Origin of the sequence: Hahella sp. HN01, from assembly GCF_018986435.1 — a bacterium.
Lineage (GTDB): Bacteria > Pseudomonadota > Gammaproteobacteria > Pseudomonadales > Oleiphilaceae > Hahella.
The window spans coordinates 86,131-110,543 of the sequence record NZ_JAHMIN010000001.1 but is presented as its reverse complement, the minus strand read 5'-3'; the positions used below and the strand labels follow the sequence as shown (position 1 = coordinate 110,543).

Sequence of the window (24,413 nt, the reverse complement as noted above, 5' to 3'; positions counted from 1 at the left end):
CCTGCTCCTTTAACCCTGAATCCACTGATTGTTGACCTGAGAGTCATCGCCAACCTGTTTGCCTTCGGGCGCCGGTTCAGGGCCTTTTTCCGCGAAGGCTTTCACCGCTTCAATATGCTGGAGGAGGCGTTGGCTCAATACGCCGGGAGGCGTAATAACGCTGAACGGGTACTTGTCCATCAACCAGAGCCAGCCGGAATCGTTGTCCAGAGAGAGGGTTCCACCCTCCGTCCCCTGCCAGAACAAATTTGCCCCCAGCAACATTTTCAATAGGGCGTTCTGCCTTCGTAGCGTCTCGGGTTCTTCACTGTCGTCAGGGAGTTTGAACAGAGGGGAGAAAATGATCAGATGCTCGTCCGCTGCGTGCCACTGCAGATTCACAACCAGGGTGTCGTTGACTTCCAGGGAGAGGTAACCGTGTTCGTCCAGTTGCAGTGAATCTTCTAACTGCAGCTGTTTCGCCAGGTCGGCGATCAGAGTATCGATATTCATAAAAGCGGCCTTTCGCAAGTAATGCCGGACCGCTGTTGCATCAAATACCCGCGGACCCGACCTGTTATGGGTTAGATATTCCGTTTGGAGTTACAACTGCTTCCGCAAGGTGAGTAACCACTGCGCCGGTGAAGTTGCGCAGAGATCAGGAAAAAGTGGTCGTGTAAAAATTTTCGCAACCGTTCGCAATTAGCCGTTACCAATCCGATAGACCTAAGGCATCAGGCGAAACGGGACGGAACTATGAGCACGACACTCAACAAACTGATTGCAGAGTTTGCGAAGAAATACGGCATGCCGGATCTGGAGCAGACTCCGGAAGGCCATTTTGAATGGTATGTGGACGCCAATCCGGTGCGGTTTTTTGAGTCCGCCGGCAAGATCTACGTCGCCGCCCAGGTGCGCAAGCTACCGGATGAAAAGCGAGAGCGCGGCGAGTGCGTCAGAACCGCATTGAAGGCGGCGCTGGCCAATGCCGACTCCCATCGTGAATCCCTCTATATCGACGTCAATCAGGATGCGTTGTGTCTGTATCGCTGTATGGCGTCGAAAGAATTGTCCCTGTTCGATTTTGAAAAACTGCTGGAGTCCTTCATGCACGCATTGGATTGCATGACCGAGATCACTGGCGCTATTGGCGGCTACGCTCGCCGAGATATTCCTGTGCTGGCCCCGCATACCCGGTTCTGAATGGGATGACTTCGGAATAATCAGACGCATGGATGCGCCTGCGCGGCGGCCAGCCGCGGGAGACAAGGCCTGTCGTTGTAGACAAATAAAAGGAAGCTATTTGTCTTCCTGAAAAACAGTAACTAAAGACATTGATGGAAGTAAGGCATGAAATTTAAAGGCTTAATCGCTCTGTTGCTGACATTGGTTTGCTCCGGCGCATTCGCCGCTGAACCCCGCTGGAACAATTCGCCTTATGAGTTGTACGCCAACGGTGAATCGCTGACGGACGTATTGAAGAACTTCGCCGCCAGTTACGGTATTCCGGTAACGGTTAGCTCCCGCATCGCGGGGACGGTTAACGGCAGCTTCAAAGGGGAGTCGCCGCGTCAGTTCCTGGACATATTGGGCAAGTCCTTTGAGTTTGAGTGGTACTACGACGGCTCGACGCTGCACTTTTTCCGCGGCGATGAGATCGTCAGCCGCATCATCACGCTGACCAACATCAAAACGTCGCAACTTCGCAGTGCGGTAGAGAAAGTCGGCATCTGGGACGAACGCTTCAGTTGGAAGGAAATGCCGGACAAAGGCATGGTCTATATCTCCGGCCCGTCCTCCATGGTGGACCTGATTCAGGAAACCGCCTCCGTGCTGGAAAGCCAGGTGGTGACCATGCCCCGCCGCGATCAGTACTCCATGCAGATGTTCCGCCTGCGCTACGCCACGGCGGCGGATCGCGTGCAAAGCTATCGCGGTAAAGAGGTCGTGGTTCCCGGTATGGCTTCTGTGTTGCGGGGCGCGTTGGCCGCAGGGCAGGGTAAAAGCGGAGAAACCAGCATTGGCGGGCCTGTTGGCGTTCTGGAAGGTAAGAGAACGTCCAGTCCGGTGACTTCGGATATGCCCGGAACCGGCGAGCGCGCCTGGGTGGAGGCGGATGGCCGCACTAACTCCATCATCGTGTACGACCGTCTGGAGCGCATGCCCATGTACAAGGCGCTGGTGCGCAATCTGGATCAGCCCTCCGAGCAGGTGGAAGTGAATGTCTCCATTATCAGCGTCAGCGCCACCAACCTGAAAGAGCTGGGAGTGAGCTGGCAGGCCCGCGACCGGAAGCTGGGCGAATTCGGCTACGGCGGCATCGACAAGCAGACTCCTGCGCCGGGCAAAAACCAACTGGCGATCCTGGGTGGCGCCGACGCGACCTTCTCCACGGTCTTGGATTCCGGCCTGGATTACTTCATCGCCAAGGTGAACGCTTTGGTGGAGGACGGCGATGCGCAGGTGGTGTCGAGGCCATCGGTAGTCACCAGCGAGCATTTGGAGGCGGTTCTGGACGATAGCACTACCTTCCATGTGCGCGTGCAGGGGAATGAACAGGTCGATCTGTTTCCTGTCACGGTGGGCTCGGTCCTGCGTGTGACGCCGCATATTCAGCGTGGCGAGGAACAGAAAGGCATCAACCTGGAAGTCACTATCGAAGACGGTCAGCAAACCGGCGAAGAAGTGGATCGCATTCCCGTTATCAAGACCAGCAGCATCAATACGCAAACCGTGGTGGGGCTGGGGCAGAGTCTGCTGATCGGCGGCTTCTTCCAGGATTATGAGAGCGAGTCCGTCGGCGGCGTGCCGTTGCTCAAGGATATCCCGCTGTTGGGCATGCTGTTTCGCACTACGAACCATAACCGCAAGAAGATGGTCAAGCTGTTCCTGATGACGCCGAAGGTCATTGATATCCCTACCGGCGGACTGGCTTCTAACGGTCGCAAGATCTACGGCTACGCCTTCCAGGTGGGCAGCTCCAACAAAGAGGGTGCGGTGGCGATTCGTGAGTACTTCGACTCGCGTGGTTTCCCTACTCAGATGGAAGTCGAGAAAAACGGAGAAAAGCCAATTTATTCCGTCGCCATCGGAAACTATTCCCGCTGCGATGACACTCAAAGAGTAGCGAAGGCGTTCCCTGATGCACTAAAAGGCGACGCAAACATGATCAACAGCTGCCATCCGCTGACCCGTTAACGCAACGGGTCAGCGGAGCGGCGAAATGAATGAGCGATTCAACGGTTAAGTGACTGCAAGCAGTGAACTGACCGGCAACAGGTAAATAACTGGTAAGAGCGCGTATGTCTGACTGGAAGCTGAAAATTCTCTCCGGAGCTCACGCAGGAAGCGAACTGGATCTGGTCGTCGGCAAGTATGTGTGTGGCGGCGACGATAACGATGATCTGGTGTTTCAGGAGCCTAACCTGCTCGCGGCGCACTTTTCACTGCAAGTCGAAGAACAGCAAATACGCCTGACTCTGCTGCAGGAGGGTAGCCGCTTGTTACTGAATGGCGAAGTGTCCGAGCAACGAGATTTGGTGGTGGAAGAGGTGACTCCGGTCGCCGTCGATGACTTCCAGTTCGCCGTCGCCAACGGTCCGGCGGAATGGCCGCAACCGGTGGTCCCCGCAGCGCCGGCGGCGCAGCCTAAGCCCGCGTCTGGCGCAGCTGCTGCGGATGCTCCCGCCAGTGCGCCAACAACGCCGCTGCCCAGCCGCAGCTGGTCGGAAACCTTCAATCGCATGAAGGTGGGGCTGGGCGTGATGGGCGCCTGCGCCGGTCTGCTGATGATGCTGGCGGTAGGCTCCATGTCCAATGCGGAGAAATCCAAAGAAGGCGTTGTCGCCGCTGACCGCGCCAACCTGCAAAGCGAGCTGTCGCAAACACTGGGATTGCCCAATGTGAAAGTGCTCGCGCTTGCGGATGGGATGAGCTGGTTGGTGGAAGGCTACGTGAACGACGCCGGAGAGTTAAATCGCCTGGCGCGCTGGCTGGAGTCTAAAAATCTGCAGGCCACGCTCAAGGTGAAAGTGACCGATGAGCTGATTAAAGGCGCCGAAATTGCGCTGACCGCCCTTGGATACTCCAACGTGTCTGTGTTCAAGGGGGACCGCCCCGGCTTTCTGGTGCTGAAAGGCAACGTGGACGATGACGTGGCGTGGAAAAAGAACCGCGGACGTTTGCAGGTGGATGTGCCTGGCGTGATCGGGTTCGAAGATATGGTCACTGCGGACACCAAGATGGCGCTGGCGCCGTTGCCCAATCTGGTGGTGAAAGGCATTTACATGGGCAAAACCCCGTTCTTCGTACTCAGCAACGGGGAGAAATACTTCGTCGGCAGCCAGCTTAATTACGGCTATCGGGTGGAGGAAATCACCCCCCATATGTTGCAGCTCCGCAGAGGAGACAAACTGATCCAATATCGATTAGGAGTGGACTAGGCATGTTAAATCCAATGTTAAGAAATCAACCCGTAGACACCGAAATTAATGCGGAAAATATCAGTAAGGACTCCGGCGGAGTCATGCTGAGAAACGTGATGAATGAATTAACCAACGCGTCCGCCAGCGTGCGGCGCAAACTGAACTCCGGTCTGAACCAGGACGATTTCAAGCGTCACAATGCTTTTAAAGAAAGTATTGACCGCGCCATCGTCGTGCTGGAGCAGACCTGGACCAAGCTTCAGCGATAGGTGGCCCAGGAGGTCACTGGTTGAAGGTTCGCTCGGCAGAAGACGGGCGTTATGAAAAACCAACTTATATTAAATGACTTTTTAGTGAGGAATACACTATGGCGGACACCGGTCTTGATATTGCTAATCGCTCTATGAATGACATCCCTGAGATGCCGGATTCTCCCAAAGCTATGAACGACATGCTGAAAGATGCGTTTGCACAGGCGCAGAAGCTTGCACTTGAACGGGAGATCATGACCATGATTCACAAATTGATCATGGACTCCATCAAGAAAATCGGTCAAGCGGCTTAACGGCCACTCGATTGCTTGGGCCCTATATTTTGGGCCCGGTTATCCCCGCCGCAGGCTTTCATGTGAGAGCGGCGGCGGGAATATCAGGAACACTGAGAGGATTTGCTTATGTTATATCCTGAAAATCTCATCAAGCGAGTGTCGGAAATCGGCGTGCTGGCTTGTGAGCAGGGCAGGTTACAGGACGCTGAAGTCATTTTCGGCGGTGTGGCGGCGATCGCTGACGATGTAACCAGCCATACTGCCGCAGGGCTGGGTATGGCTGCGACCAAGATCGCCGGCGGCGATTTTGAAAGCGGCGTCAAGCTGCTGTCCGATAATCTGGCCGCGCTGGACTATGAAAACATGGACGCGCTGGCGTTGCTGGTATTTGCTATGAAACGGTCTGGACGCGAGCGGGATGCGGAAGAGCTGATACCTCGCCTGACCTCCAATCCTGACTTCAAAGGCTCCCTGGCGGAAGAAATTCTGCTGGCGGCTGAGGGGTAAGCAATGGACGCAGCAATAGCCGCCGTCGCGCCGGATCAGGCGCTTCAGAAAGACTATGCGCAGCCGGTCAGCTCCGGCGCCAACGCTCATGAAATCGCCCGCTTTACTGAGGTGATGGAAGCGGGGCGCCCGCATGCGGCAAGCAATGTGCAGGTGGTGCATCAAACCTATGCGACGCAGAACGCGGAAAAACCGTTCATCAGCTTGGGCGACACCATTCTGAACAAGCTGCAGGCCATGGGGAAAGGCTATCAGGAGCGTATTCATGCGTTGGAGCAACGTATGAATCAGCCTGTCAGCTCGCCGGCGGAAGCCAACAAGCTGTTCTTTGAAGTCAGTCAGATTTCCATTCAACAGCAGATGGCGTTGGCGGTGACCAGTAAGGTCAACAAAAATGCGGAAAGCCTGTTAAGAGCGCAATAGACTGAAGGGTATGCTATGAAAAAGCGACAGATTTGGCGGTCCGGACTGTGTTTGCTGTTACTGCTGCTGGGCGGTTGTAAAACCGAGCTGTACAGCGGTTTGAGCCAGCAGGAAGGCAATGAGATGTATGCGATTCTCCGTTCCACGGGCTTTAACGTGGAGATGGAAGTGCTCGGCGCCGGTAAAGACCAGAACGTGCGTCTGAAGCTGCCCGAGCAGCAGGTGGCTCGCGCCATCAGCGTGTTGCAGAGACAGGGCTATCCAAAGCAGCATTTCGCCACCATGGGGGATATTTTTGCTAAAGACGGCCTGATTTCTTCGCCCACTGAAGAGAAAGCGCGCTTCATCTACGCCATTTCCCAGGAGTTGTCGCACACATTGTCGAACATCGACGGCGTGTTGGTGGCGAGGGTGCATGTGGTGATGCAGGAAGGGGATAAATTCGACAAGAATCCCAAGCCCAGCACCGCCTCGGTATTTATCAAATACGTCGAGGATGCGCCGATCGAAACCCTGACGCCGAAGATTAAAGCGCTGGTCTCCAACAGTATTCTCGGCCTGGATTACGACCAAGTCTCCGTCGCTTTGTTTCCATCGAGCCTGAAGCGGATTACGTCTCCTGAGGAAGTCTCCAATGGCGGCATGATGTATCTGTGGGCGGGTATCGGCGCGCTGCTGGTGCTGCTGCTTGTCGGCGCCTTGTACTACGCGGTGAGAGCGGGTTGGATTCCACGTAAAATCCAGACTCCGGCCATCCAGAAACTGGCATGATCGACCTTATTCCCACCTCGGCCCGCTACCGTAACCTGATGTTGCGACAGGTCCACGATTTTTATCGCTATCCGGCGGACTATCTGGATTCCAGTTGGCTGAGCGACGACCCGCATTGGGAAGCGATTGAGCGACTGTGGCGGCGGCCGGACAGCCGCAAGATTATGTCCGACTATATTCTGCAGCGTTGCGGGCTGGCTAAAACCATGGATTGCGACTTCGCCGCCTCTTATCAGAGACTGCCTTTGCTGGCGGGTGAGGCATTGCAACGCATGATCATGCTGGGGGGCGCCTTAGCCTACTCGGCACGCATCCCGAAACGCGCGGAAGCGGTGGCGGCGCCGACGGAACTGCATCGCTTCGCGGTGTCGAAAGCGCCGTTTCTGGCCAGAAATGCGCCGACCTTTTGTATAGATCTCGGGATTGCGGACTGGATGGATCAGGAAGCGATGTCACAGGGGCTGCGCTCCGCAGGCATGAATATGCTGGCCTGCGCGCTGAACGGCGTTCCCCAATCCGTCGTCAAACGCTTGGCGTTGAAATTACCTCATGCAGTTAGCGGCATGTGCGACGCGGCATTCATGCGTCAGGCTGCGCCTGAGCAGATCCAGGAAGCGCAACGCCTCATGCTTAAACTCTACCGGGAGATTGACCCATCATGCTTTCTGTTATTCGATTGAACGACTCCCAGGCTGACTTTGGCCCCGCAGGCGTACTCAAGTCAGAGGATTATCGCCAGCTAAGAGATACTGAGCAGACCATACTTGAGGCGCGGCATTCGGCTGACATGATTATGCAGCAGGCGCGGGAAGCCTATGAGGAAGAGAAAAAGCGAGGCTTCGAGGAAGGCCTGCGCGAAGCGCGTCATAAACAAGTGGAGCTGATGCTCGCTAACGCCGCGCAAATCATTCACTCCTATCAGGAAATCGAGCAGACGCTGACCAATCTGGTGATTGAATCCGTGCGCAAGATCCTCAATGAATTCGATAAGGAAGAGCTCGCCTATCAGGTCGTGCGTAAAGCGCTCTATCACATTGGCGAAGGCGCACAGGTGACGGTCAAGATCGCCACCGACGTGGCGGCGCCGGTGCGCGCCAAGATCAAGGAGGCGCTGGAATTCTATCCAGGCCTGGAAAAATTTGAAGTCATCGCCGACCCCAATCTGGGCGACGGCGATTGCCAGATCGAAAGCAACTTCGGCGTTATCCGCGCCAATGTAGACGACCAAATGGAAGCGCTGACCCAGGCGATGAACAGTCGGATATTGGAAAGTCAGACTTTGTAAGCCTCCTCGGCGTAAATCTACATATTTCTCTCCCTGACAGCGTCGCCAAACTCGCGACGCTGCATTAGAATCCTGCTGCAATAATCATAAATATCCGCACATGTTCCGAGCGTACAGGGTTGTATAACCTGCCGGCGATTGCGCCTGCGTTGTTTTCCACTTAATGCAATGGTTTGTTATGGAAATCAGGATTGATGATCTAAGCGGCCCTGAAGTGGCTGAGTTGTTACAGGAACATCTTCGAGGAATGGCGGAGAATTCGCCGCCGGAGAGCATACATGCGTTGGATCTGTCGGGTCTCAAAAAGCCTGAGGTCACCTTCTGGACTGTCTGGGACGGCGCTGAGTTGATGGGGTGCGGCGCACTCAAAGAACTGGACGCTGGGCACGGTGAGTTGAAGTCCATGCGCACGGCGACTGCGCACCTTCGCAAAGGCGTCGCTTCCCATTTATTGCGCCATATTCTAGAGGCGGCGCGTCAACGTAATTACCGTCGCCTAAGCCTGGAAACCGGCTCGATGGCGGCCTTTCAACCCGCCCACCAGCTCTACGCAAACTATGGCTTTACTTTGTGCGGCCCATTTGCGGACTACATCGAAGACCCCAATAGTCTGTTCATGACTATCGAGTTGTAGGTGTTGTAGGTGAAGCCGAGCCGTTGTAATAGCGGCTCGTTCTCTACCTGAGCGGCGGACGATGACGTTCGCTTCTCACACGAGCCATTAAGGCGTTTCCAATAAGTGCTGAGCCAGATCTGCGATCAGCCGGTAAGAATCTTTGGAATAGCCGCCGCTGGTCATAATGACCGTTGGAATCTTGTGTGTGGCCAGTATGTCCAGAACGAAATGGTCCCGCGCTTTCACCCCGTTATAATCAACGCTCAGGCCACCGAGTTTGTCGCCTTTGAATATATCCGTTCCTGCATTGTAAAAGGCCAGCTTGGGCTGTTTGACATGGGCAAAGAGGCGGGGGAGTTCTTCTCTTAGGATATCCAGGTAGCCCTCGGCTTCCGTGCCGGCTCGCAAGGGAAGCATAAACGGAAACTCATCTGCATCGCCCGGATGTAGCCCCGGATACGTCTGAAAGTTATACATATCAAAGTTGTGGACCATTGCGTCGGAGGCGATGTAGCTTTCGAATCCGTTACCCCGGTGCGCGTCCAGATCGATCATTAGCACCTCATCGGCGTTCCCCAGGCGCTTTTCCGCTCGCAACAACTGGATCGCCAGCGCCGCATCCGAGAAGAAACAAAAGCCCTCGGCACGATCTCTGAAGGCATGGTGGAAACCGCCTCCCAAGTTGAAAACAATGGCCTGGTCATCAATGGCTGTGCGAGCGGCGGCGAGGGTTCCCGCCACGGCGTATTTGGCGGGAATGAGCAGGCCCTTGTGTAATAGCGAGGCGGGCAGCCATTTCACCAGTGAACTTTCCACCACTCGGCTGATGGCGGCTGAGTGATTCAGGGACGCCAGATATTCGTGAGAATGCGCAAGCCCCAGCGTTTCCAGTGAAACCGGCGTGTCGATCTGGAGCTGGTATTTGGCGAGCTTGTCCCCGAAGCGTTGCAGCAGGACGCCCCAGGCCCGACTGTATTTTTTGACGTCAAATGGATGCAGCGCCGCTATGCCCGGGAGGTGGAAATCGTAGTGCGGCGAATAAGCGAGCAGTGCATTCACGAGTAAAAGGAGCGTTCTTGTTGGTCTTGGGCGCTCATTCTACCGCCCAGACAGCCAAGCGTCGCTCATTCTTCTTTCATATATTTTTCCAGCAAATACTCGCCCATTTCCTCGCGTGTTTGCGCCAGGGCGTTCCAGAGTGTTTCAGAATCCTGGCTGCGTTCATCGTAAAATTTGTGCGAGATGACCAAATACCAATCGGAGACCAGGAAGGGCTCCGGCAGCGTGGTGATGGCGTCGCTGAGTCCCATGTTTCTCGCCAGCGTGCGGCCGATGGCCTGGTCGATGACATAGCCGTCGAGCCGGTTGCGGATGAGCAGTTCAAAGCCGGTTTCCGGCGTCGGATTGCTGGGCGCCAGAATTCCCATTACCTCCAGTTTTTGGTAGGCGACGTAGCCTACCGGCGCAGAGACGCCGAATTTAATGCCCTGGAAGATCCCATCGGTGTATTGGAGCTTGCTGTTATTGGGAACAAAGATGGGATAGATGGAGCTCCACAGGCGTCGGCTGGCGTCCAGCTCGCCATTGATGTACGGATAGACGCCCCAGGCTTCCCTTTCTTTTAGCCAGATTGCGGCGAAGAGCGCATCCAGGCGGTTTTCTTCCAGGTCGCGAATGCAACGCTTCCAGGGGCGTCGATAAAACTTATACAGCAAGCCGACTCGTTCGGCGGCGTTATGAATCAGCTCAGGTAGAACGCCTGCCCGGTCGCGTAAAGCGTCAGCATCGGAAAGAGAATAGGGGGGCATGGGATCTGATTCATAACAGATCCGGATTGGCGGCGGCTCCGCCAGTGCGGTTGGCGTCCACAATCCTTGTAACAGCAGCAGACCAATAGCCAGGACGGTGGACTTGGGCATGACGCAGCTACATCAGTGAGGTTGGTAAATTAAGTTTAGAAGGAATCCTGCAAAGCGCCCAATGGATAGGGCGCTAAAATGTGCATTCAGCGGTTTTAGGGGACCTCTGAAAAACTGCCTGCGGCGTTTTTTCGCCGGCTTTTTCCTTGCCCTGGCGGCCTCGGCAACGTTTTTCAGAGGTTTCTTAGCTATTGTGGAAATCAGCGTCGCTGTTTTTGCTGATCGAGGCTGTCCACCCACTGCAGCACCGCCGCAACGGCTTCGAACAGATCAGGAGGCACGTAGTCGTTGACCTGAGCCCGTTTCCACAGACCACGGGCGAGCGGCACGTTTTCCATCATGGGAATGCCTTCTTCTTCTGCGATCTTGCGGATGACTTTTGCCATTTGATCCGCGCCTTTCACGATGACTTTGGGCACGTCCTCCACGCCTTTTTCATAATAAATGCCGACCGCCAGGTGGGTGGGGTTGGTGACGATGGCGGAGCACTTCTTCACCTGAGCCGGGACGGAGGTGTTCATCATTTCCCGGTGAATCTGTTTGCGCTTGCCCTTGATTTCCGGGCTGCCCTCCATCTGTTTGTACTCCCGCTTGACCTCGTCCTTACTCATTTTCTGCTGTTTGATAAACTGTTGTTTCTGAATAAAGAAATCCGCCGCTGCGAGAGCGATGAAAGTAATGGCGGAATACAGAATGAGCTGCTTCAGCAACGTCCCGACAAAGTTTGGGATGCACTCGACTTCACAGTAGTGCAGCCGGGCGGAGTCATTGAGGTTTTCCTTGATCAGCATATAGACCAGATAGGACAACACACCCACTTTGATCAGCGATTTGATGAACTCGATCAGGTTTTTGACGGAGAAGATTTTCTTGAAGCCTTCAACCGGATTGAGCTTCTTGAGGTCAGGCTTCAGTGACTCTACGGCGAACAACGCGCCTACTTGCAGAAAGTTGGCCAGAATTGCGGAGACCATGACCACACCGATGGGCATCAGCGTCAGATAAATCAGCTCATGCAGCACATTGTCGACCACCATGGGCAGCGCCTCCAGAAATGGCCTGTCCATGTATTGCGCGGGCAGTTCGATCAGAATGCTCAAGTGCGAGAGATAGGTGTCGGAGGTGGCCAGCAACAACAGAAACATCGCGCAGATAGTGGCGGTGGACACCACGTCTTTACTATGGGCGACCTGGCCTTTTTTTCGGGCGTCGCGGAGCTTTTTGGGGGTGGGCTTTTCGGTCTTTTCATCGCTCATGCGTCATGACCCCCATAGCACGTTGAGCTGCTTGAACAGATCAAAGGTGCGTAGATAGCGCTCGTCGAAAATACGCATCAACACGCCCACATAGAAAGTGAGCATCACCATGCACACCAGGCTTTTTACCGGCATGGACAGGAAGAAAACGTTTAGCTGGGGGGCGAAGCGGCTGACCAGACCGAGGCCGAACTCCGCCAGAAACATGCAGGCGATCAGCGGGGCGGCGAACAACACGACGATACTCATGAAGTAATCCAGCTGGGCGAAGAAAAAGCCCGCTGCCGACAGCTCGATCCTTGGGAAAAATGAGAAGATCGGCCAGGCGTGATAGCTGGCGTAAATAGCGCCCATCAGCGTCAGGAAGTTGCCTCCCAGGAAAAACAGGGTGGTGAAGGTTTGTACGAACAGAATGCCGACAGGGGAGGCTTGAGAGCCGGTCAGCGGGTTCATGGCGCTGGCCATGGTGGAGCCGCGCTGGTTGTCGATAAAGAACCCCACCGCCTCCAGCGCCCAGAAGGGCAGCGCCGCCAGCCAGCCAAGGCAGAATCCAATGATCATTTCCTTGAAAATAATAAGCGCATACATCAGCGGCGCCATGGTTTCCGGCTTGTAGCCTTCGTCCACCACGGGGAACAGAAACAGGGACAGGCTGAGCACCACGCCATTGCGGATCAATGTGCCGCCGAAGAAGCTTTTGCTCAGGAACGGCATGACTGACATGGCCGCCAGCAGACGCGGCACGGTGAACATGAACAGCGTCAGCGTGTCGCTCATCAAATGGGTCATCATGAGGGGCCGATCAACTCAATGTGGTCAAGGATGTTCATGGAAAAGTGGTAGATTTCAATGCCCAGCCAGCGCGCGGTGAGCATGATGGTAATGGATACTGCGATCAGCTTGATGGCGAAGGACAGGGTCTGATCCTGAATCTGGGTCAGCGACTGCACCAGACTCACCAGCGTGCCCACCACCGCCGCGACGATGACGGTGGGCATCGACAGCACCAGCACCAACATCAGCAGCTGACTGGCGTAATGAATGACTTCCGCTTCGCTCATTGGTAACTCAACACCAGGCCATGGGTTAATCGGGTCCAGCCGTCCAGAAGCACGAACAGGAGTAATTTAAAGGGCAGCGAGATCGTCATCGGCGACACCATCATCATCCCCATGGCCAGCAGGATGTTGGAGACGATCAAGTCGATGGCGATAAAGGGCAGATACAGCAGAAAGCCGATTTCAAAGGCGGATTTCAACTCGCTGATGGTGAATGAAGGCACCAGCACCAGCATGCTGTTGGTGTCCAGGCGCGCTGCGTACTCTTTGGGCCACAGGGTCGCCGCACTTTCCATGAAGAAGCCGCGCTCCTTTTCCGAAGAGTGTTTGGTCAGAAAGTCGGACATGGGCTCGATGGCGCTGTTGGCCAGCTCCTTGAGCGACTCCGCATGGCTCAGGTCAAAGCCTTTTTCTTTCACGGTGTCCGCAATCTGATAGCCCACCGGCGCCATGATGTAGATCGACAACACAATGGCCAGCCCGTACAACGCCATGTTTGGTGGAATCTGCTGTATGCCGAGAGCGTTGCGCAGCAGACTGAACACCACGGCGAGCTTGATAAAGGAGGTGGTCATGATGGCGATGAACGGGATCAGCGACAGCAGGACCAGTGTCCCGATAAGAGGAATCGCCTGTATATCAGTCATGCCCGCCGACCTCGCTGTCGCCGCCGGTCAACCGTACTACGCGCGCCCCCAGACGCCCATCGATTTCCACCAGCTCGCAGCGGGCTACGGTTTGTCCGTTCACTTTCATCGCCACCGGCGCTTCCAGGCTCAGGCCGAGATCAAAGGCGACGCCTTCGGTCATTTGCGATAGCTCGGCCAGAGTCAGATTGAGAGAGCCGAGATGAAACTCCAGCTTCAATTCCAGGTTGCCCAGGTCGGATGGGGCGTCGAGAGGTTCGGAAATGTGTTGTGTTTCTGAAGTCATGGGCGTCACCAGTACTAATTTGTGATCATCTAAGCGGGCGCGGCAGGCGCCGTATCCAGGCAGGCGCAGCGTCACCAGATCTGCGGACGCGCCTGGCGGCAGCATCAGCACGTCTCCGGGCTCCAGGCCTTTGAAGTCATTGAGAGACATCCGGCGTTCCGCCAGCAGCAATTGCGCCGACGCCATTGGCGTGATCGGCGCTGGCGCTGGTTCAGCGGGCAGGGTGGCGAGCAATGCGGCGATGCGCTCGGCAAGATGCGGTGGCGGCGTCAGCAGCCCCAGTCCGGTATTGCCGGCGGCGCTTATTTGCATGCCGATGCGGACGCCGGCCAGAACCATGGTGCTGTCCTGGCTGATCTCGTCCAGTTCCAGCTCAGTCTGTAAGACAGAGGAAAGCGCCTGCAGAGGGCCATTCAGTTGCGCCGCCAGTAAGGCTGATAGAAGGGCCTCCGGATAGATGGCGGCGTCCTGATGCTCACCCAGCAGCGCGCTGATGGCGCGGATGTCCAAATGCAGATGACCGCGACGCCCCTCGGCGTAAAAGGCGATGCTGGCGTAAGTCTCCAGCATCTCCAGTCGGCGCAGATTGAACTGGGCGGTATGCTCAGGCAATTGCGCCGCAAACGGGCGGCGGCGGGCGCAGATCAGGTTATCCAGATTCACCTGCGTTCGCCCCAGCCGGGGTAGCTTCAGCGGCTTAATCATTGCTGCTGGCCTTTGGCGCGGCGCACTGGCGCTTTACCGTATGGGCTGGCTTTTTTGCTTTCTTGAATCCTGACCTCGAAACGTTCATTCGGCAGCTTGCTCCTCAGGGATGTGCTCATCTCTCCCTTTAGTGACACCAGGAAGGCCTGAGTTTCAGGATTGGGAGTATTAAAGCTCAGCTGAATGTCGCCATGTTTGCGCATAATGGCGATTTCCGTGCCTTTCAGCGGTCCGGAACTCAGCATCAAACGCAGCTCTTCCGGCTGCCCAGAGCCTGGTTTGCTGACCAGAACGCGACTCACGATCTGATCGACGATCTTCTGCATTTCCGCCACTTTCTCCTGCGTGGAGACCTTGCTGGTCTCCGTTGCGCTGGTGTTGGCGACGGGGTCGCGGGATTGCTTCTGCTGCGCTGGCTGCACCTGGAAGTTTTCCACCTGACCTTCGCGACGCTCCTGTGGTTGCTCCGTTTTATCTTTGTTTTTCTGCGGCGCGGAGGGCTTCTCGCGGCGCTCCTGATGATCGGAAGAGGCGGAGCCCTTGCTCGTCACTTTGTTGGCGAGAGGGCTGCCTAGACGCTGAAACTCGCCGGCGTGCAGCTCAGGTTTGCCTGTTTCCACTTTGCTGTGAACGCCGCCTTCCGATCTTTTAGGTGACGCTTTGCTATTAGCTTGAAGCACATTGGCGTCAATGGGGGCGGTCTTGGAGTGGGGCGCCTGCTGAGACTTGATGGCGCGCTCCGAGGAAAGCCCGGCCTTATCTGCATCCTGACTAACCTGATGTGGCCCGGCGACGGGCGCTTTGTGTGGCGTAACCGCCTCTGCGTCAGGGCCACCTGCTTTTATCACCGACGATGGTCGCTCTGCTGAATTCTGATAGCTCTGCTGAGCGCCGGGCTTGCCGATTGGCTCAGGCACCTGACCTGGCTTGTCTCCGTTCTTCAACATAGAAACGTGATGCTCAGAGGGACCAGTTACATGCTGGCGTGAAGCGCTTCTGTCTTGATGCAGCCCTGCCTTTTCTTGCGATTGATGTTTGCTTTGCCCATCTATATCGGCGTGTGCGGGCGTCTGTGGTGGACGGGTATGATCAACCTTTCGAGGCTCGGATTTCGATTGAGTATCGCTTTTTGCTGGCGCATCAGTCTTGTTTTCCGGATTTGGTTGCGGGGGCTCTGTTTTAGCATGAGGGGCCGCTTTAGGCGGGGTGTTCTCAGGTTTGGTTTGAACTGGCTCTGACTTGTTCGTCTCCTCAGATTTAGGATGAGTATCAGTTTTGCTCTCTGGCTTGTTGGCTTGCACCGCGTCGTGATTAGGCTGAGCCGGTCCGGATTTTGTACTCGCGTCGGTCTTGGGGAGCATGCTTTCAGATTTCGTCTGAGCGGTCTCTGGCTTGATAGCCACATCTGGCTTGGGCTGAGACTCAGACTTGTTTTCCGCTTTTGGGTGCGCGGGCTCGCGGTTAGTTTGAGCAGGTTCTGTTTTAGTATGGGTGTCCGCTTTAGGTGGGGTGTTATCAAGCTTGGTTTGAGCCGGTTCTGACTTGTTTGTCACCTCTGATTTAGGGTGAGTATCGGCTTTGTTCTCTGGCTTGTTGGTTGGCACGCCGTCGTTATTAGGCTGAGCCGGTCCGGATTTTGTGCTCGCGTCGGGCTTGGCTGGTGTGTTTTCAGACTTCGTCTGAGCGGTCTCTGGCTTGTCTGCCCCATCTGGCTTGGGCCGAGACTCCTGCTTGCTTTCCGGTTTGGATTGCGCGTGCTCGCGGTTAGTTTGAGCGGGTTCTGTTTTAGTATGGGTGTCCGCTTTAGGCGGGGTGTTTTCAGGCTTAATTTGAGCTGGCTCTGACTTGTTCGTCACCTCAGATTTAGGATGAGTATCGGCTTTGTTCTCTGGCTTGTTGGTTTGCATGCCGTCGTGATTAGGCTGAGCCGCCCCGGATTTTGTGCTCGCGTCGGCCTTGGGTGGCGTGTTTTCCGATTTCGTCTGAGGGGTTTCCGGCTTGTTGGTTTGCACGCCGTCGTGATTAGGCTGAGCCGCCCCGGATTTTGTGCTCGCGTCGGACTTCGGTGGCGTGTTCTCAGATTTCGACTGAGCGATCTCCTGCTTGTCAGTCACATCTGGCTTGGGCCGAGACTCCTGCTTGCTTTCCGGTTTGGATTGCGCGTGCTCGCGATTAGTTTGAGCGGGTTCTGTTTTAGTATGGGTGTCCGCTTCAGGCGGGGTGTTCTCAGATTTGGTTTGAGCTGGCTCTGACTTGTTCGTCATGTCAGGCTTGGGTTTAGGATCTGTTTTGTTGTCTAGTCTGGTTTGCAATGACTCCTGGGTTGCTGGAGTTGTTTCTGTCTTGGCGTCCAGCTTTGATTGTCCGGACTCGAATTTATTCGGCTCTTCTTGTTTGGGTTGTTTTTCCGCCTTCGGCCGCAGCTTATCTGAGACGACTTTGGGGTCTCTGATGGTCTCAAGTTTGGCCTGAGTTTGGTCTCCTTCCAGCCGAACAGACTTGCGACCGGATGAGTCGGGCTTAGCTTCTTGCAATGGATTTTTCGGGTCCCCTGAGGTTTCCGATGTGGTTTTATCCGGGTTATTTAGAACGGAGGAGGGTTGTGCGCCAGGATTCGACTTGGCGTACTCCGGGACGGTGGTTTCCGTCTTGAGCTGACCGAACTGTTCATCGTTTTTGGGTGGAGAAAGCTCCGGCTTGTCTCCGGGCAGCGGCAGCTTGCTCTGTAACGTGTCGAGCTGGCTGAGTTCAGCGCCGTTGTTGTCTCGGGAGGCGAAAAGGCTGAGTTCCCGCGGCGTTTGCTCTTGCGGCAGTGATTGCTTGGGCTGCGCCAGCTCTGGTTTATCCAGAAGTCCGCCTTTCTCTCCTGTCGGAGATTTTTGGGCGAAAGTCTGCGTCAAAGACGGGATGGAGGTCTTGGGGTCCATCTGGCCGGGCTTGGAGGGCTGCGCCAGGTTTTCCGTCGCTTTGAACGCATTTTTCACCATTTCAATCATGGCGTTGCGAACTTTATCCGGCACCGGTTTTTCCTGTGACTGCTCTTCCGTTTGCCGGAACTTATCCGGGTTGACGGACTTGGTCTCCATTAATTTGCTGAACTGTTGCAGGGAGCTTTCCGAGACCGCTTCCGACTCTTTTTCCCTGTCCGAGGAACCTGATGTACGATTGGATATTCTCATAATGATTCTGGATTTCTGTGTTTAGTTTTGGGGGCGTGAAAAATTGGTTTCGCTGGCTTCCTCAAGCTCGAGATCTTCGAGTCGCTGGGCCTCCGCGTTGGCTTCGGCAGTCACCTGCTCAATAAGCATCTGACACTTTTCTACGGCTTTGCCGGCTTCCGCCAGGGCTTGTTCCGCCTGACGCAACGCCGCTTCTGCTTGTTTTTGTTCTTGTTTTGCGTTCTCTGCCTGCTCCGCCAGTGAGACTTCCTTCAGGCGCAGCATGCCGATCTGATGTTTGACTTTGTCGATTTCCTTGAGGCCAACCTCCGACCCCATGATGCCGTCGTAGAGACGGTGCTCTTCCTGTACTCGCCATATCTCAAACTGTTGCAGGTCGCGTTTGGCTTCCTCAACCTGCGCCTGCTTCTGCGCCAGAAATTGGCGCTTTTTAAGCGCCTCCGCCTGTGCGTTGCGCTCGCGCAGCTTTTTAATGTCGGCCAGCGCGGACAGCATGGTTTACACCGTCTGCGCCAGAGCGCTCAGCGTGGTTTGGAAGTCGCACTTCTCATCCGTCGGCTGTTTCAGAAAGCCGCGGATACGATCGATCTTGGCGATGGCCTCGTCCGCCAGCGGATCGCTGCCGCGCTGGTATTCACCGATCTTCACCAGCAGCTCCACATCCACGTACTTGGCCATCAGCTCGCGCATCTTGCCCGCCGCCTGACGGTGCTCCGGGCTGGTGATGGCGGTCATTACCCGGCTGGTGCTGGCGAGCACGTCGATAGCGGGATAGTGGTTGGCGGCGGCCAGTTTGCGTGAGAGCACAATGTGGCCGTCGAGAATGGAGCGCACCTCGTCGGCGATGGGTTCGGACATGTCATCCCCTTCCACCAGCACGGTGTAGAGCGCGGTAATGGAGCCTTTATCGTTGAAGCCCACCCGTTCCAACAGCTTGGGCAGGGTGGCGAAGACGGAAGGCGGGAAGCCGCGTCGGGTGGGCGGTTCGCCCGCCGCGAGACCGATTTCCCGTTGCGCCCGGGCGAAACGCGTGACTGAATCCATCAGCAACAACACTCTCTGGCCCTGGTCGCGGAAATATTCGGCGATGGTAGTGGCCACATACGCGGCTTTGGCGCGCTCCATGGACGGGCGGTCCGATGTGGAGATCACCAACACTGAACGGGCCAGGCCCTCCGGACCCAGGTTATGCTCGATGAACTCCCGCACCTCGCGGCCCCGTTCCCCGATCAGGGCGATAACGATGACGTCCACATCCGCCCCCATGACCAGCATGGACAGCAACGTACTCTTACCACCGCCGGCGGCGGCGAATACGCCCATCCGCTGGCCTTCGCCGCAGGTGAGCAAGCCGTCCAGGGCGCGCACGCCGAGACTGAGCGGTTCGCTGATCATGCGGCGCATCATGGGAGACGGCGCATCGGCGTAGACCGGATAATGCTGCAGGTCTGACGGAAAATCCGCGTTTTTACCGTCCATCGGATTGCCCATGCCGTCCAGCACGCGTCCCAGCAGATGAGTGCCGACGGCGATGTGATGGGATTGTCCTGTGGTGATCACCTCTGTAGCGGTGGATATGCCCAGCATGTCCCCCATAGGCGTCAGCAGAGCTTCTTTTTCCTGAAACCCCACCACTTCGGCGAGCAATCTCGGGGCACCTTCGGACTCCAGATAGCAAAGCTCGCCAATTTGCGCGCCGGGAACGATCGCCCGAATGATGGTGCCGACCACGTTGGTCACCCGGCCGCGCAGGCCGACCGGTTGCACCTCGGCGATGGCCGAGCGCAGGTCTGATAACACATGGCTCAACTGGCTCACGTTTGACTCCTGTAAGCGGAAATTAACTTTCGCAGAAAAACTTTCTTCTTATGGGTGTTACCAACAAGGAGAAAGTTGCATGTTCAATTGCCGGAGATCGCAAACTTGAGTGAGCAAATCGTCAACCGGACCAGCGCGCCTGTTCTGCAGAGCGGGTCGATGTCCACGAATGAAGCGGTTACCCGACAGGGCAAGCTGCACGGGGAAAATGTGCAGGTGAAACAGAGCGCGTCCTCTTTACTGGAAGACGCCAAAGAGGAAGTGTCCCTTCTGTTCAAGGAGCGAGCGGAGAAAACGTTGGCGCGGCGGGAAATGTCCACCGGCAAGAAAGAGAACACTCAGCAGATCCTGATCGAGAAAATTCGGGAGATGATGGATCAGGTTCCCGACTTGCTGAAGAACGTCAAAATGAAAGTGCTCATTGAGCGCATGGCCAGTAACTTTCCTTCCACCCCTCAGCAATTGATGCGACGGTTGGAGGAATTCTCCAAAGATCCGACATTGCAATTCGTGGCCTTGCAGGTGCTGGAGAAAGAGGCCAAGGCCGGCGGAGCGGATAAAACGGAGCAGTTGAAGCTGATTCAAAACGCCGCCACGGAACTGATGAACACCAAAGGCGAATCGGTGCGGGCGGGACTGAACGTATCGCTGACCGCTTCTGAGTTCGCCGATCGTTTGAAGACGGACGTCCAGATGTTGCGGGACGCCTATCGCGATGCAGTGCTGAACTACGGCGGCATTACTCAGACCTATCGAACCATTGTCGAGCGCCATAAAGGGCGTCCTTTTGAAACCGTGCGCAAGTTCCTGATGAAAGCCCTGGGCGCCGATTACAACGCGCAGGGGCCGTCCATTGAACCGTCGCGCCTCAAGGCCATCATGGACGACATGTATGCGCTCAAGCTGCTGGGCGGCGTGCATGAGCAATGCTGCGACATCATGGGAACCATGCGCGATATCTACGAGCAGCGTGACTGCAAAGACGGCCAGGACCTGATGGGCAAAGTGCTGGACATCAAGGACATGGACTGGGTGCAGCCGTCCCAGATTGCTTCCATTCCGATGGAAATGAATGTGCAGGGCATTGAAAACCAGATCTACCTGTTACGGGAAGTGGACACAGTGTTTCGCGAAATTCCCGAAAAAACCTACAACGACCCCTCCGACCGGGAACGCCTGCTGGGCGTTTCTAGAGAAGCCCTTGAGCAGCTGTTTATCAAGGAGCAGGAAGAATGAGAGCGGGGCGACGATCAATTCAGAACAGGAGTAAGTCGACATAATGAATGCGATTCACAACATGTTGAACGCCTATGGTCGCAGCATGGGCGTCAATGGCGTGGGAGAAGGCGTCACCGCACTGAGCTACGAAACCGGCGAGCGCATCACCCTGGACCAGCGCGACGATTGCCTGGCGGTGTCGCTCAGTTATGAATTACCGGAGTTTGAAGTGGAGGAAGTCGCCGAAAAGCTGTTGCAACTGACCCACTACCAAACGTCCACGGATTATCAGATCCAGCCTGGTCTGATGGGGGAAAGACGTCTGGTGATGACGATTTGCATTAGTGTCTCCGAGGCGTCCATTGACTTCCTGGACGGCGCTATCCGCCGACTGCGTTATCGCTATCAGGAACTGACCGGCAAACTGGGTAATCTCTGATGGATGTCATTCTGAGTATGCCCTGGCCCCTGCGCCCAGAAGCGGAGAAAGCGTTTCTGATGCGCTGCCGCGAGTTGGCGGAGCAGGGCGAAGAGCGGGTGCTTATCCGCTGTGATGAGACGCCGCATCCTTCCACCCGGGTGCTGACGCTGCTGCTGAACATCGCCCACCTGGCGCCCTACGGGCCGCCTCAATGGCGGGTGATCGACGCGCAGGAAAATCTGCTGGAGGCGCTCAGACTGACCGGGCTCGACCACTGGTTTAAAAACGGGACGGACGAGGAGGCTGTCGCATGACCAACATCTCTTTGCGCTCCAATATTGAAGGGCTTTCTCTTTACAACGCAGCGGACGAACGTCAGCTGCCGTCGCATAAGAAATTCACCCCCGCCGGCGGTCAGGTGGTGTCGCATCTGCGCCAGTTGTACAGCAAAGGGGAGGAATCCTCTTTATTGGATTCATTCATCCGCCCCCGGGTCAGCTCGGAAAGCCTGTTGTCGCCAGTGGACTTTGAACGTCAGTACGGGGAAGTGCGCGGGCTGTTCCAAAAGCTGGCGCAGCAGTCCCCGGAGGATCGTGAGTTGTTCAGCAAGGCGGAGAAGATCTTGCGGGATAATCAGGACGATATCCGTTACCTCAACCAGTATCGCAATGCATTAATCGAGGCCTAGACGGATGAGCGAGCCACTCTCCCTCAGTCCTGCCAACCGTGAATGGCTGTTGGCGCTGGCGTTCGTGTATCTCCAGCAGAATCATCACAAAAAGGCGCTGACCCTGTTGCAGGCTACCGCCAAACTTTGTCCTGAGGACGCCTATGTGACGCGCGGACTTGCTTTCGCCTGCCTTAAGGCGGCGCGTTATAAAGATGCGTTGACTCTGAGCGACCGTAGCCTGCGGGAGCTGGGCGTGAAACAGGAGACCGCGCCGTTTCTATTGATACGCAGTCACGCGCTATGGGCGCTGGAGCGTCCGGAGGAAGCGCGTAAAAGCCTGAAGAAATATCATCAACTAACAAGGAACTCTTTCGTATGAGTAGAGGAGCTTCTGTTCTGAGCGCGCTCAGCCAGCGCAACGACGTGGTGCTGGCGATTTTCCTGGTGGGCATCATCTTTATGATGATCCTGCCCATGCCTACCATGCTGGTGGATGTGATGATCGCCCTCAACATGGGGGTATCGGTGATACTTCTGATGCTGGCGCTGTATATCAAATCGCCGCTGGATTTCTCCGTGTTTCCTTCCATGTTGCTGATCACGACCATGTTCCGGCTGGCGCTGTCTATCACCACCACACGCTTGATTCTGCTGCAGGCGGATGCGGGGCAGATCGTTTACACCTTCGGTAACTTTGTCGTCGGCGGCAATCTGGTGGTGGGCGGCGTTATCTTCCTTATTTTGACCATCGTGCAGTTCCTGGTTATCACCAAGGGCTCCGAGCGGGTGGCGGAAGTCAGCGCGCGTTTCTCTCTGGACTCCATGCCTGGTAAACAAATGAGTATCGACGGCGACATGCGCGCCGGAGTTATCGATATGGACGAGGCGCGCATCAGACGCGCTAAAGTGGAGAAGGAGAGCCAGCTATACGGTTCCATGGACGGCGCCATGAAATTCGTTAAAGGCGACGCGATTGCGGGCTTGATCATCACCGCGGTTAACATTCTCGGCGGTATCCTGGTTGGGGTGACGCAAAACGGCCTGAGCGCCGGCGACGCCGCCGCCATCTATTCGGTGTTGACCATCGGCGACGGTCTGGTGGCGCAGATTCCCGCTTTGTTTATCTCGATCACCGCCGGCTTTATCGTCACCCGCGTCTCTACGGATGAGTCGGAAAACCTGGGGCGCGATATCGGCGGACAGATCGGCGCGCAACCGAAGGCGTTATTTATCGGCGGCGCCTTGCTGCTGGGCTTCGCCATGATCCCCGGCTTCCCCACCATGACGTTCCTGGTGCTGGCGGGGCTGATCAGTTCTGTGGGGTTCATCATGAGCCGCAAATCCAAACGCTCCGAGACAGACGATGACGATATCCCCGCCATGGCCGCGGCGGGGCAGACCCGAACTCAGAGCAAGACGCCAGAGAAGGATGACTTTTCTCCGACGGTGCCCCTGTTGCTGGACGTCGCGGCGTCCTGCCAGCAAATGCTGAAACCCTCTGAGCTGAACGCTGAGCTATACCGAGTGAGGCGCGCCCTGTATCTGGATCTTGGCGTCCCGTTTCCCGGCATTCACCTGCGCTTCAACGAAAGCATGAAAGATGGCGATTACACCATTCTGATGCACGAAGTGCCTGTGGCGCAGGGGCGATTACCAGCGGATAAAGTCGTGGTGCTGCAAGACCAGGAGCAGTTGGACATCCTTGGCATCCCTCATCAACAGGGCGAGCTGGCGATGTCCGCCAACCCTTATTGGGTGGAGAAGACTCATGCGCCCGCCATGGAAAACGCCGGCATTGAATACCTGGATGCGCCGCGACTGTTGATTTACCACCTGTCTTTTATTCTGAAGCGTTACGCCAGCGAGTTTATCGGTTTGCAGGAGTGCCGTTATCTGTTGGATCAGATGGAAGGGCAATATGGCGATCTGGTGAAAGAAGTGCAGCGTGTCGTGCCGATTCAGCGCATTGCGGAGATCCTGCAGCGGCTGGTGTCCGAAGATATCTCCATCCGAAACTTGCGCGCCATTATGGAAGCGCTGGTGGAGTGGGGCCAAAAGGAAAAAGACACGGTGCTGCTGACGGAATACGTACGCAAGAGTCTGAGCCGTTATATCAGCTATAAATTCTGCAATGGCCAGAATGTCTTGCCTGCCTATATGCTGGATCAGGATCTGGAAGAGTCTATTCGCGGCGGCATCAGGCAGACCTCTTCCGGCGCTTATCTGGCCCTCGACCCGGACACCACGCAGAATTTCATCAATGAGCTGCATCGGGAAGTAGGGGACCTGGACGCATTACCGCATAAGCCGGTGTTGCTGGTATCCATGGATATCCGCCGTTATGTCAGAAAGATGATCGAACGCGATTTCTTCGAGCTGTGCGTGCTGTCCTATCAAGAACTCACCCAGGACATCACGGTGCAGCCGATCAGCCGTATTTGCCTGTAATCCTCAACTAGCTAAATACCGAGAGCGGTGGATAGTCTCCATCGCTCTTTTTCTTTCTTTATCATTCCGCTTTGACCTCTACCTACCTGGCCCAAGCAGCGTCGCAAATCCCAATTTAGACGCTAATATTCCCAAAAACAGCGACTTTTTGCGTCTTTCCGTTACTCAACTAATGATCCTCTCCCTTAGTCGCGACGGTGATCCCCAAGCGGTGTGGCGAGAGGGTTATTCATGAC

Annotated in this window: 28 protein-coding genes; 17 read left to right on the top strand and 11 right to left on the bottom strand. The window is 55.9% G+C overall.

The window, feature by feature from the left end; all coding sequences use genetic code 11:
- Positions 1 to 9: 9 nt before the first annotated feature.
- Entirely contained in the window at positions 10 to 492 is a 483-nt protein-coding gene (locus KP814_RS00510) for a type III secretion system chaperone (RefSeq protein ID WP_216734915.1), read from the bottom strand.
- A gap of 243 nt (positions 493 to 735) precedes the next feature.
- Between KP814_RS00510 and KP814_RS00505 the strand changes: the two genes are divergently transcribed.
- From KP814_RS00505 to KP814_RS00455, 11 genes are all read left to right on the top strand, one after another.
- Complete coding sequence (locus KP814_RS00505) at positions 736 to 1,182, top strand: CesT family type III secretion system chaperone (protein ID WP_216734914.1); 447 nt, start codon at positions 736 to 738, stop codon at positions 1,180 to 1,182.
- A gap of 147 nt (positions 1,183 to 1,329) precedes the next feature.
- Positions 1,330 to 3,177, top strand: a complete 1,848-nt coding sequence (gene sctC, locus KP814_RS00500) for a type III secretion system outer membrane ring subunit SctC (protein WP_216734913.1) — start codon at positions 1,330 to 1,332, stop codon at positions 3,175 to 3,177.
- A gap of 104 nt (positions 3,178 to 3,281) precedes the next feature.
- On the top strand, positions 3,282 to 4,421 hold the full coding sequence (gene sctD / locus KP814_RS00495; RefSeq protein WP_216734912.1) for a type III secretion system inner membrane ring subunit SctD: 1,140 nt from the start codon (positions 3,282 to 3,284) through the stop codon (positions 4,419 to 4,421).
- Between the two features lie 2 nt (positions 4,422 to 4,423).
- Positions 4,424 to 4,672, top strand: a complete 249-nt coding sequence (locus tag KP814_RS00490) for a hypothetical protein (RefSeq protein WP_216734911.1) — start codon at positions 4,424 to 4,426, stop codon at positions 4,670 to 4,672.
- 98 nt (positions 4,673 to 4,770) lie between these two features.
- On the top strand, positions 4,771 to 4,968 hold the full coding sequence (locus KP814_RS00485) for a hypothetical protein (protein WP_216734910.1): 198 nt from the start codon (positions 4,771 to 4,773) through the stop codon (positions 4,966 to 4,968).
- A 108-nt stretch (positions 4,969 to 5,076) separates the two neighbouring features.
- Entirely contained in the window at positions 5,077 to 5,457 is a 381-nt protein-coding gene (locus tag KP814_RS00480) for a hypothetical protein (RefSeq protein WP_216734909.1), read from the top strand.
- 3 nt (positions 5,458 to 5,460) lie between these two features.
- Positions 5,461 to 5,880, top strand: a complete 420-nt coding sequence (locus KP814_RS00475; RefSeq protein WP_216734908.1) for a hypothetical protein — start codon at positions 5,461 to 5,463, stop codon at positions 5,878 to 5,880.
- A gap of 15 nt (positions 5,881 to 5,895) precedes the next feature.
- On the top strand, positions 5,896 to 6,651 hold the full coding sequence (gene sctJ, locus KP814_RS00470) for a type III secretion system inner membrane ring lipoprotein SctJ (RefSeq protein WP_127969145.1): 756 nt from the start codon (positions 5,896 to 5,898) through the stop codon (positions 6,649 to 6,651).
- Positions 6,648 to 7,331: a SctK family type III secretion system sorting platform protein gene (locus tag KP814_RS00465; RefSeq protein ID WP_216734907.1), complete on the top strand. Its 684-nt coding sequence runs from the start codon at positions 6,648 to 6,650 to the stop codon at positions 7,329 to 7,331. Before sctJ ends, KP814_RS00465 begins: the two co-directional genes overlap by 4 nt.
- The gene (locus KP814_RS00460) at positions 7,310 to 7,936 is read left to right on the top strand and encodes an HrpE/YscL family type III secretion apparatus protein (RefSeq protein ID WP_216734906.1); all 627 of its coding nucleotides are present in this window, start codon (positions 7,310 to 7,312) and stop codon (positions 7,934 to 7,936) included. The genes KP814_RS00465 and KP814_RS00460 overlap by 22 nt, the downstream gene beginning before the upstream one ends.
- 178 nt (positions 7,937 to 8,114) lie before the next feature.
- Positions 8,115 to 8,570, top strand: coding sequence for a GNAT family N-acetyltransferase (locus KP814_RS00455; protein ID WP_216734905.1), 456 nt, complete (start codon positions 8,115 to 8,117; stop codon positions 8,568 to 8,570).
- Between the two features lie 87 nt (positions 8,571 to 8,657).
- On the opposite strand, the gene KP814_RS00450 is transcribed toward KP814_RS00455, so the two are convergent.
- From KP814_RS00450 to sctN, 10 genes are all read right to left on the bottom strand, one after another.
- Positions 8,658 to 9,611: a histone deacetylase gene (locus tag KP814_RS00450; RefSeq protein ID WP_216734904.1), complete on the bottom strand. Its 954-nt coding sequence runs from the start codon at positions 9,609 to 9,611 to the stop codon at positions 8,658 to 8,660.
- Positions 9,612 to 9,676: 65 nt separating this feature from the next.
- Positions 9,677 to 10,471 (bottom strand): ABC transporter substrate-binding protein, encoded by a 795-nt coding sequence (locus tag KP814_RS00445; RefSeq protein WP_216734903.1) that lies wholly within the window; start codon positions 10,469 to 10,471, stop codon positions 9,677 to 9,679.
- A gap of 200 nt (positions 10,472 to 10,671) precedes the next feature.
- Positions 10,672 to 11,727, bottom strand: coding sequence for a type III secretion system export apparatus subunit SctU (gene sctU, locus KP814_RS00440; RefSeq protein WP_216734902.1), 1,056 nt, complete (start codon positions 11,725 to 11,727; stop codon positions 10,672 to 10,674).
- A 3-nt stretch (positions 11,728 to 11,730) separates the two neighbouring features.
- On the bottom strand, positions 11,731 to 12,519 hold the full coding sequence (gene sctT, locus KP814_RS00435) for a type III secretion system export apparatus subunit SctT (RefSeq protein WP_216734901.1): 789 nt from the start codon (positions 12,517 to 12,519) through the stop codon (positions 11,731 to 11,733).
- Positions 12,516 to 12,788 carry a type III secretion system export apparatus subunit SctS gene (gene sctS, locus KP814_RS00430; protein ID WP_011398858.1) on the bottom strand — a complete coding sequence of 91 codons (273 nt, stop codon included), beginning with the start codon at positions 12,786 to 12,788 and terminating at the stop codon, positions 12,516 to 12,518. The genes sctT and sctS overlap by 4 nt, the downstream gene beginning before the upstream one ends.
- Positions 12,785 to 13,432 (bottom strand): type III secretion system export apparatus subunit SctR, encoded by a 648-nt coding sequence (gene sctR, locus KP814_RS00425; RefSeq protein ID WP_216734900.1) that lies wholly within the window; start codon positions 13,430 to 13,432, stop codon positions 12,785 to 12,787. Before sctR ends, sctS begins: the two co-directional genes overlap by 4 nt.
- A complete protein-coding gene (locus KP814_RS00420; RefSeq protein ID WP_216734899.1) occupies positions 13,425 to 14,423 on the bottom strand; it encodes a FliM/FliN family flagellar motor switch protein in 999 nt (332 codons plus the stop codon). Before KP814_RS00420 ends, sctR begins: the two co-directional genes overlap by 8 nt.
- Positions 14,420 to 17,602 (bottom strand): hypothetical protein, encoded by a 3,183-nt coding sequence (locus KP814_RS00415; RefSeq protein ID WP_216734898.1) that lies wholly within the window; start codon positions 17,600 to 17,602, stop codon positions 14,420 to 14,422. The genes KP814_RS00420 and KP814_RS00415 overlap by 4 nt, the downstream gene beginning before the upstream one ends.
- A gap of 21 nt (positions 17,603 to 17,623) precedes the next feature.
- The gene (locus KP814_RS00410) at positions 17,624 to 18,097 is read right to left on the bottom strand and encodes a type III secretion protein (RefSeq protein ID WP_216734897.1); all 474 of its coding nucleotides are present in this window, start codon (positions 18,095 to 18,097) and stop codon (positions 17,624 to 17,626) included.
- Between the two features lie 3 nt (positions 18,098 to 18,100).
- Entirely contained in the window at positions 18,101 to 19,420 is a 1,320-nt protein-coding gene (gene sctN, locus KP814_RS00405; RefSeq protein ID WP_216734896.1) for a type III secretion system ATPase SctN, read from the bottom strand.
- A 105-nt stretch (positions 19,421 to 19,525) separates the two neighbouring features.
- On the opposite strand from sctN, the gene sctW reads away from it, so the two are divergent.
- Genes sctW through sctV form a run of 6 tightly spaced genes read left to right on the top strand, consistent with a single transcriptional unit; the run spans position 19,526 to position 24,177 of the window.
- Positions 19,526 to 20,656 (top strand): type III secretion system gatekeeper subunit SctW, encoded by a 1,131-nt coding sequence (sctW, locus tag KP814_RS00400; protein WP_216734895.1) that lies wholly within the window; start codon positions 19,526 to 19,528, stop codon positions 20,654 to 20,656.
- 43 nt (positions 20,657 to 20,699) lie between these two features.
- Positions 20,700 to 21,077 carry a hypothetical protein gene (locus KP814_RS00395; RefSeq protein ID WP_216734894.1) on the top strand — a complete coding sequence of 126 codons (378 nt, stop codon included), beginning with the start codon at positions 20,700 to 20,702 and terminating at the stop codon, positions 21,075 to 21,077.
- Positions 21,077 to 21,373: a hypothetical protein gene (locus KP814_RS00390; protein WP_127969163.1), complete on the top strand. Its 297-nt coding sequence runs from the start codon at positions 21,077 to 21,079 to the stop codon at positions 21,371 to 21,373. The genes KP814_RS00395 and KP814_RS00390 overlap by 1 nt, the downstream gene beginning before the upstream one ends.
- Positions 21,370 to 21,747, top strand: coding sequence for a hypothetical protein (locus KP814_RS00385; protein ID WP_127969164.1), 378 nt, complete (start codon positions 21,370 to 21,372; stop codon positions 21,745 to 21,747). The genes KP814_RS00390 and KP814_RS00385 overlap by 4 nt, the downstream gene beginning before the upstream one ends.
- Before the next feature lie 4 nt (positions 21,748 to 21,751).
- Positions 21,752 to 22,108 carry a M48 family metallopeptidase gene (locus tag KP814_RS00380; protein WP_216734893.1) on the top strand — a complete coding sequence of 119 codons (357 nt, stop codon included), beginning with the start codon at positions 21,752 to 21,754 and terminating at the stop codon, positions 22,106 to 22,108.
- Positions 22,105 to 24,177, top strand: a complete 2,073-nt coding sequence (sctV, locus tag KP814_RS00375) for a type III secretion system export apparatus subunit SctV (RefSeq protein ID WP_216734892.1) — start codon at positions 22,105 to 22,107, stop codon at positions 24,175 to 24,177. Before KP814_RS00380 ends, sctV begins: the two co-directional genes overlap by 4 nt.
- Positions 24,178 to 24,413 lie beyond the last annotated feature (236 nt).

Excerpts from the sequence above, each read along its gene's own strand:
- sctD (WP_216734912.1), top strand. The coding sequence starts at position 3,282 with ATGTCTGACTGGAAGCTGAAAATTCTCTCCGGAGCTCACGCAGGAAGC.
- KP814_RS00455 (WP_216734905.1), top strand. The coding sequence starts at position 8,115 with ATGGAAATCAGGATTGATGATCTAAGCGGCCCTGAAGTGGCTGAGTTG.
- KP814_RS00420 (WP_216734899.1), bottom strand. The coding sequence starts at position 14,423 with ATGATTAAGCCGCTGAAGCTACCCCGGCTGGGGCGAACGCAGGTGAAT.
- sctR (WP_216734900.1), bottom strand. The coding sequence starts at position 13,432 with ATGACTGATATACAGGCGATTCCTCTTATCGGGACACTGGTCCTGCTG.
- sctU (WP_216734902.1), bottom strand. The coding sequence starts at position 11,727 with ATGAGCGATGAAAAGACCGAAAAGCCCACCCCCAAAAAGCTCCGCGAC.
- KP814_RS00505 (WP_216734914.1), top strand. The coding sequence starts at position 736 with ATGAGCACGACACTCAACAAACTGATTGCAGAGTTTGCGAAGAAATAC.
- KP814_RS00385 (WP_127969164.1), top strand. The coding sequence starts at position 21,370 with ATGACCAACATCTCTTTGCGCTCCAATATTGAAGGGCTTTCTCTTTAC.
- sctJ (WP_127969145.1), top strand. The coding sequence starts at position 5,896 with ATGAAAAAGCGACAGATTTGGCGGTCCGGACTGTGTTTGCTGTTACTG.
- KP814_RS00410 (WP_216734897.1), bottom strand. The coding sequence starts at position 18,097 with ATGCTGTCCGCGCTGGCCGACATTAAAAAGCTGCGCGAGCGCAACGCA.
- KP814_RS00480 (WP_216734909.1), top strand. The coding sequence starts at position 5,077 with ATGTTATATCCTGAAAATCTCATCAAGCGAGTGTCGGAAATCGGCGTG.
- sctC (WP_216734913.1), top strand. The coding sequence starts at position 1,330 with ATGAAATTTAAAGGCTTAATCGCTCTGTTGCTGACATTGGTTTGCTCC.
- sctT (WP_216734901.1), bottom strand. The coding sequence starts at position 12,519 with ATGATGACCCATTTGATGAGCGACACGCTGACGCTGTTCATGTTCACC.
- KP814_RS00415 (WP_216734898.1), bottom strand. The coding sequence starts at position 17,602 with ATGAGAATATCCAATCGTACATCAGGTTCCTCGGACAGGGAAAAAGAG.
- KP814_RS00460 (WP_216734906.1), top strand. The coding sequence starts at position 7,310 with ATGCTTTCTGTTATTCGATTGAACGACTCCCAGGCTGACTTTGGCCCC.
- sctS (WP_011398858.1), bottom strand. The coding sequence starts at position 12,788 with ATGAGCGAAGCGGAAGTCATTCATTACGCCAGTCAGCTGCTGATGTTG.
- KP814_RS00445 (WP_216734903.1), bottom strand. The coding sequence starts at position 10,471 with ATGCCCAAGTCCACCGTCCTGGCTATTGGTCTGCTGCTGTTACAAGGA.
- KP814_RS00510 (WP_216734915.1), bottom strand. The coding sequence starts at position 492 with ATGAATATCGATACTCTGATCGCCGACCTGGCGAAACAGCTGCAGTTA.
- KP814_RS00390 (WP_127969163.1), top strand. The coding sequence starts at position 21,077 with ATGGATGTCATTCTGAGTATGCCCTGGCCCCTGCGCCCAGAAGCGGAG.
- KP814_RS00485 (WP_216734910.1), top strand. The coding sequence starts at position 4,771 with ATGGCGGACACCGGTCTTGATATTGCTAATCGCTCTATGAATGACATC.
- KP814_RS00475 (WP_216734908.1), top strand. The coding sequence starts at position 5,461 with ATGGACGCAGCAATAGCCGCCGTCGCGCCGGATCAGGCGCTTCAGAAA.
- KP814_RS00380 (WP_216734893.1), top strand. The coding sequence starts at position 21,752 with ATGAGCGAGCCACTCTCCCTCAGTCCTGCCAACCGTGAATGGCTGTTG.
- sctV (WP_216734892.1), top strand. The coding sequence starts at position 22,105 with ATGAGTAGAGGAGCTTCTGTTCTGAGCGCGCTCAGCCAGCGCAACGAC.
- KP814_RS00490 (WP_216734911.1), top strand. The coding sequence starts at position 4,424 with ATGTTAAATCCAATGTTAAGAAATCAACCCGTAGACACCGAAATTAAT.
- KP814_RS00395 (WP_216734894.1), top strand. The coding sequence starts at position 20,700 with ATGAATGCGATTCACAACATGTTGAACGCCTATGGTCGCAGCATGGGC.
- KP814_RS00465 (WP_216734907.1), top strand. The coding sequence starts at position 6,648 with ATGATCGACCTTATTCCCACCTCGGCCCGCTACCGTAACCTGATGTTG.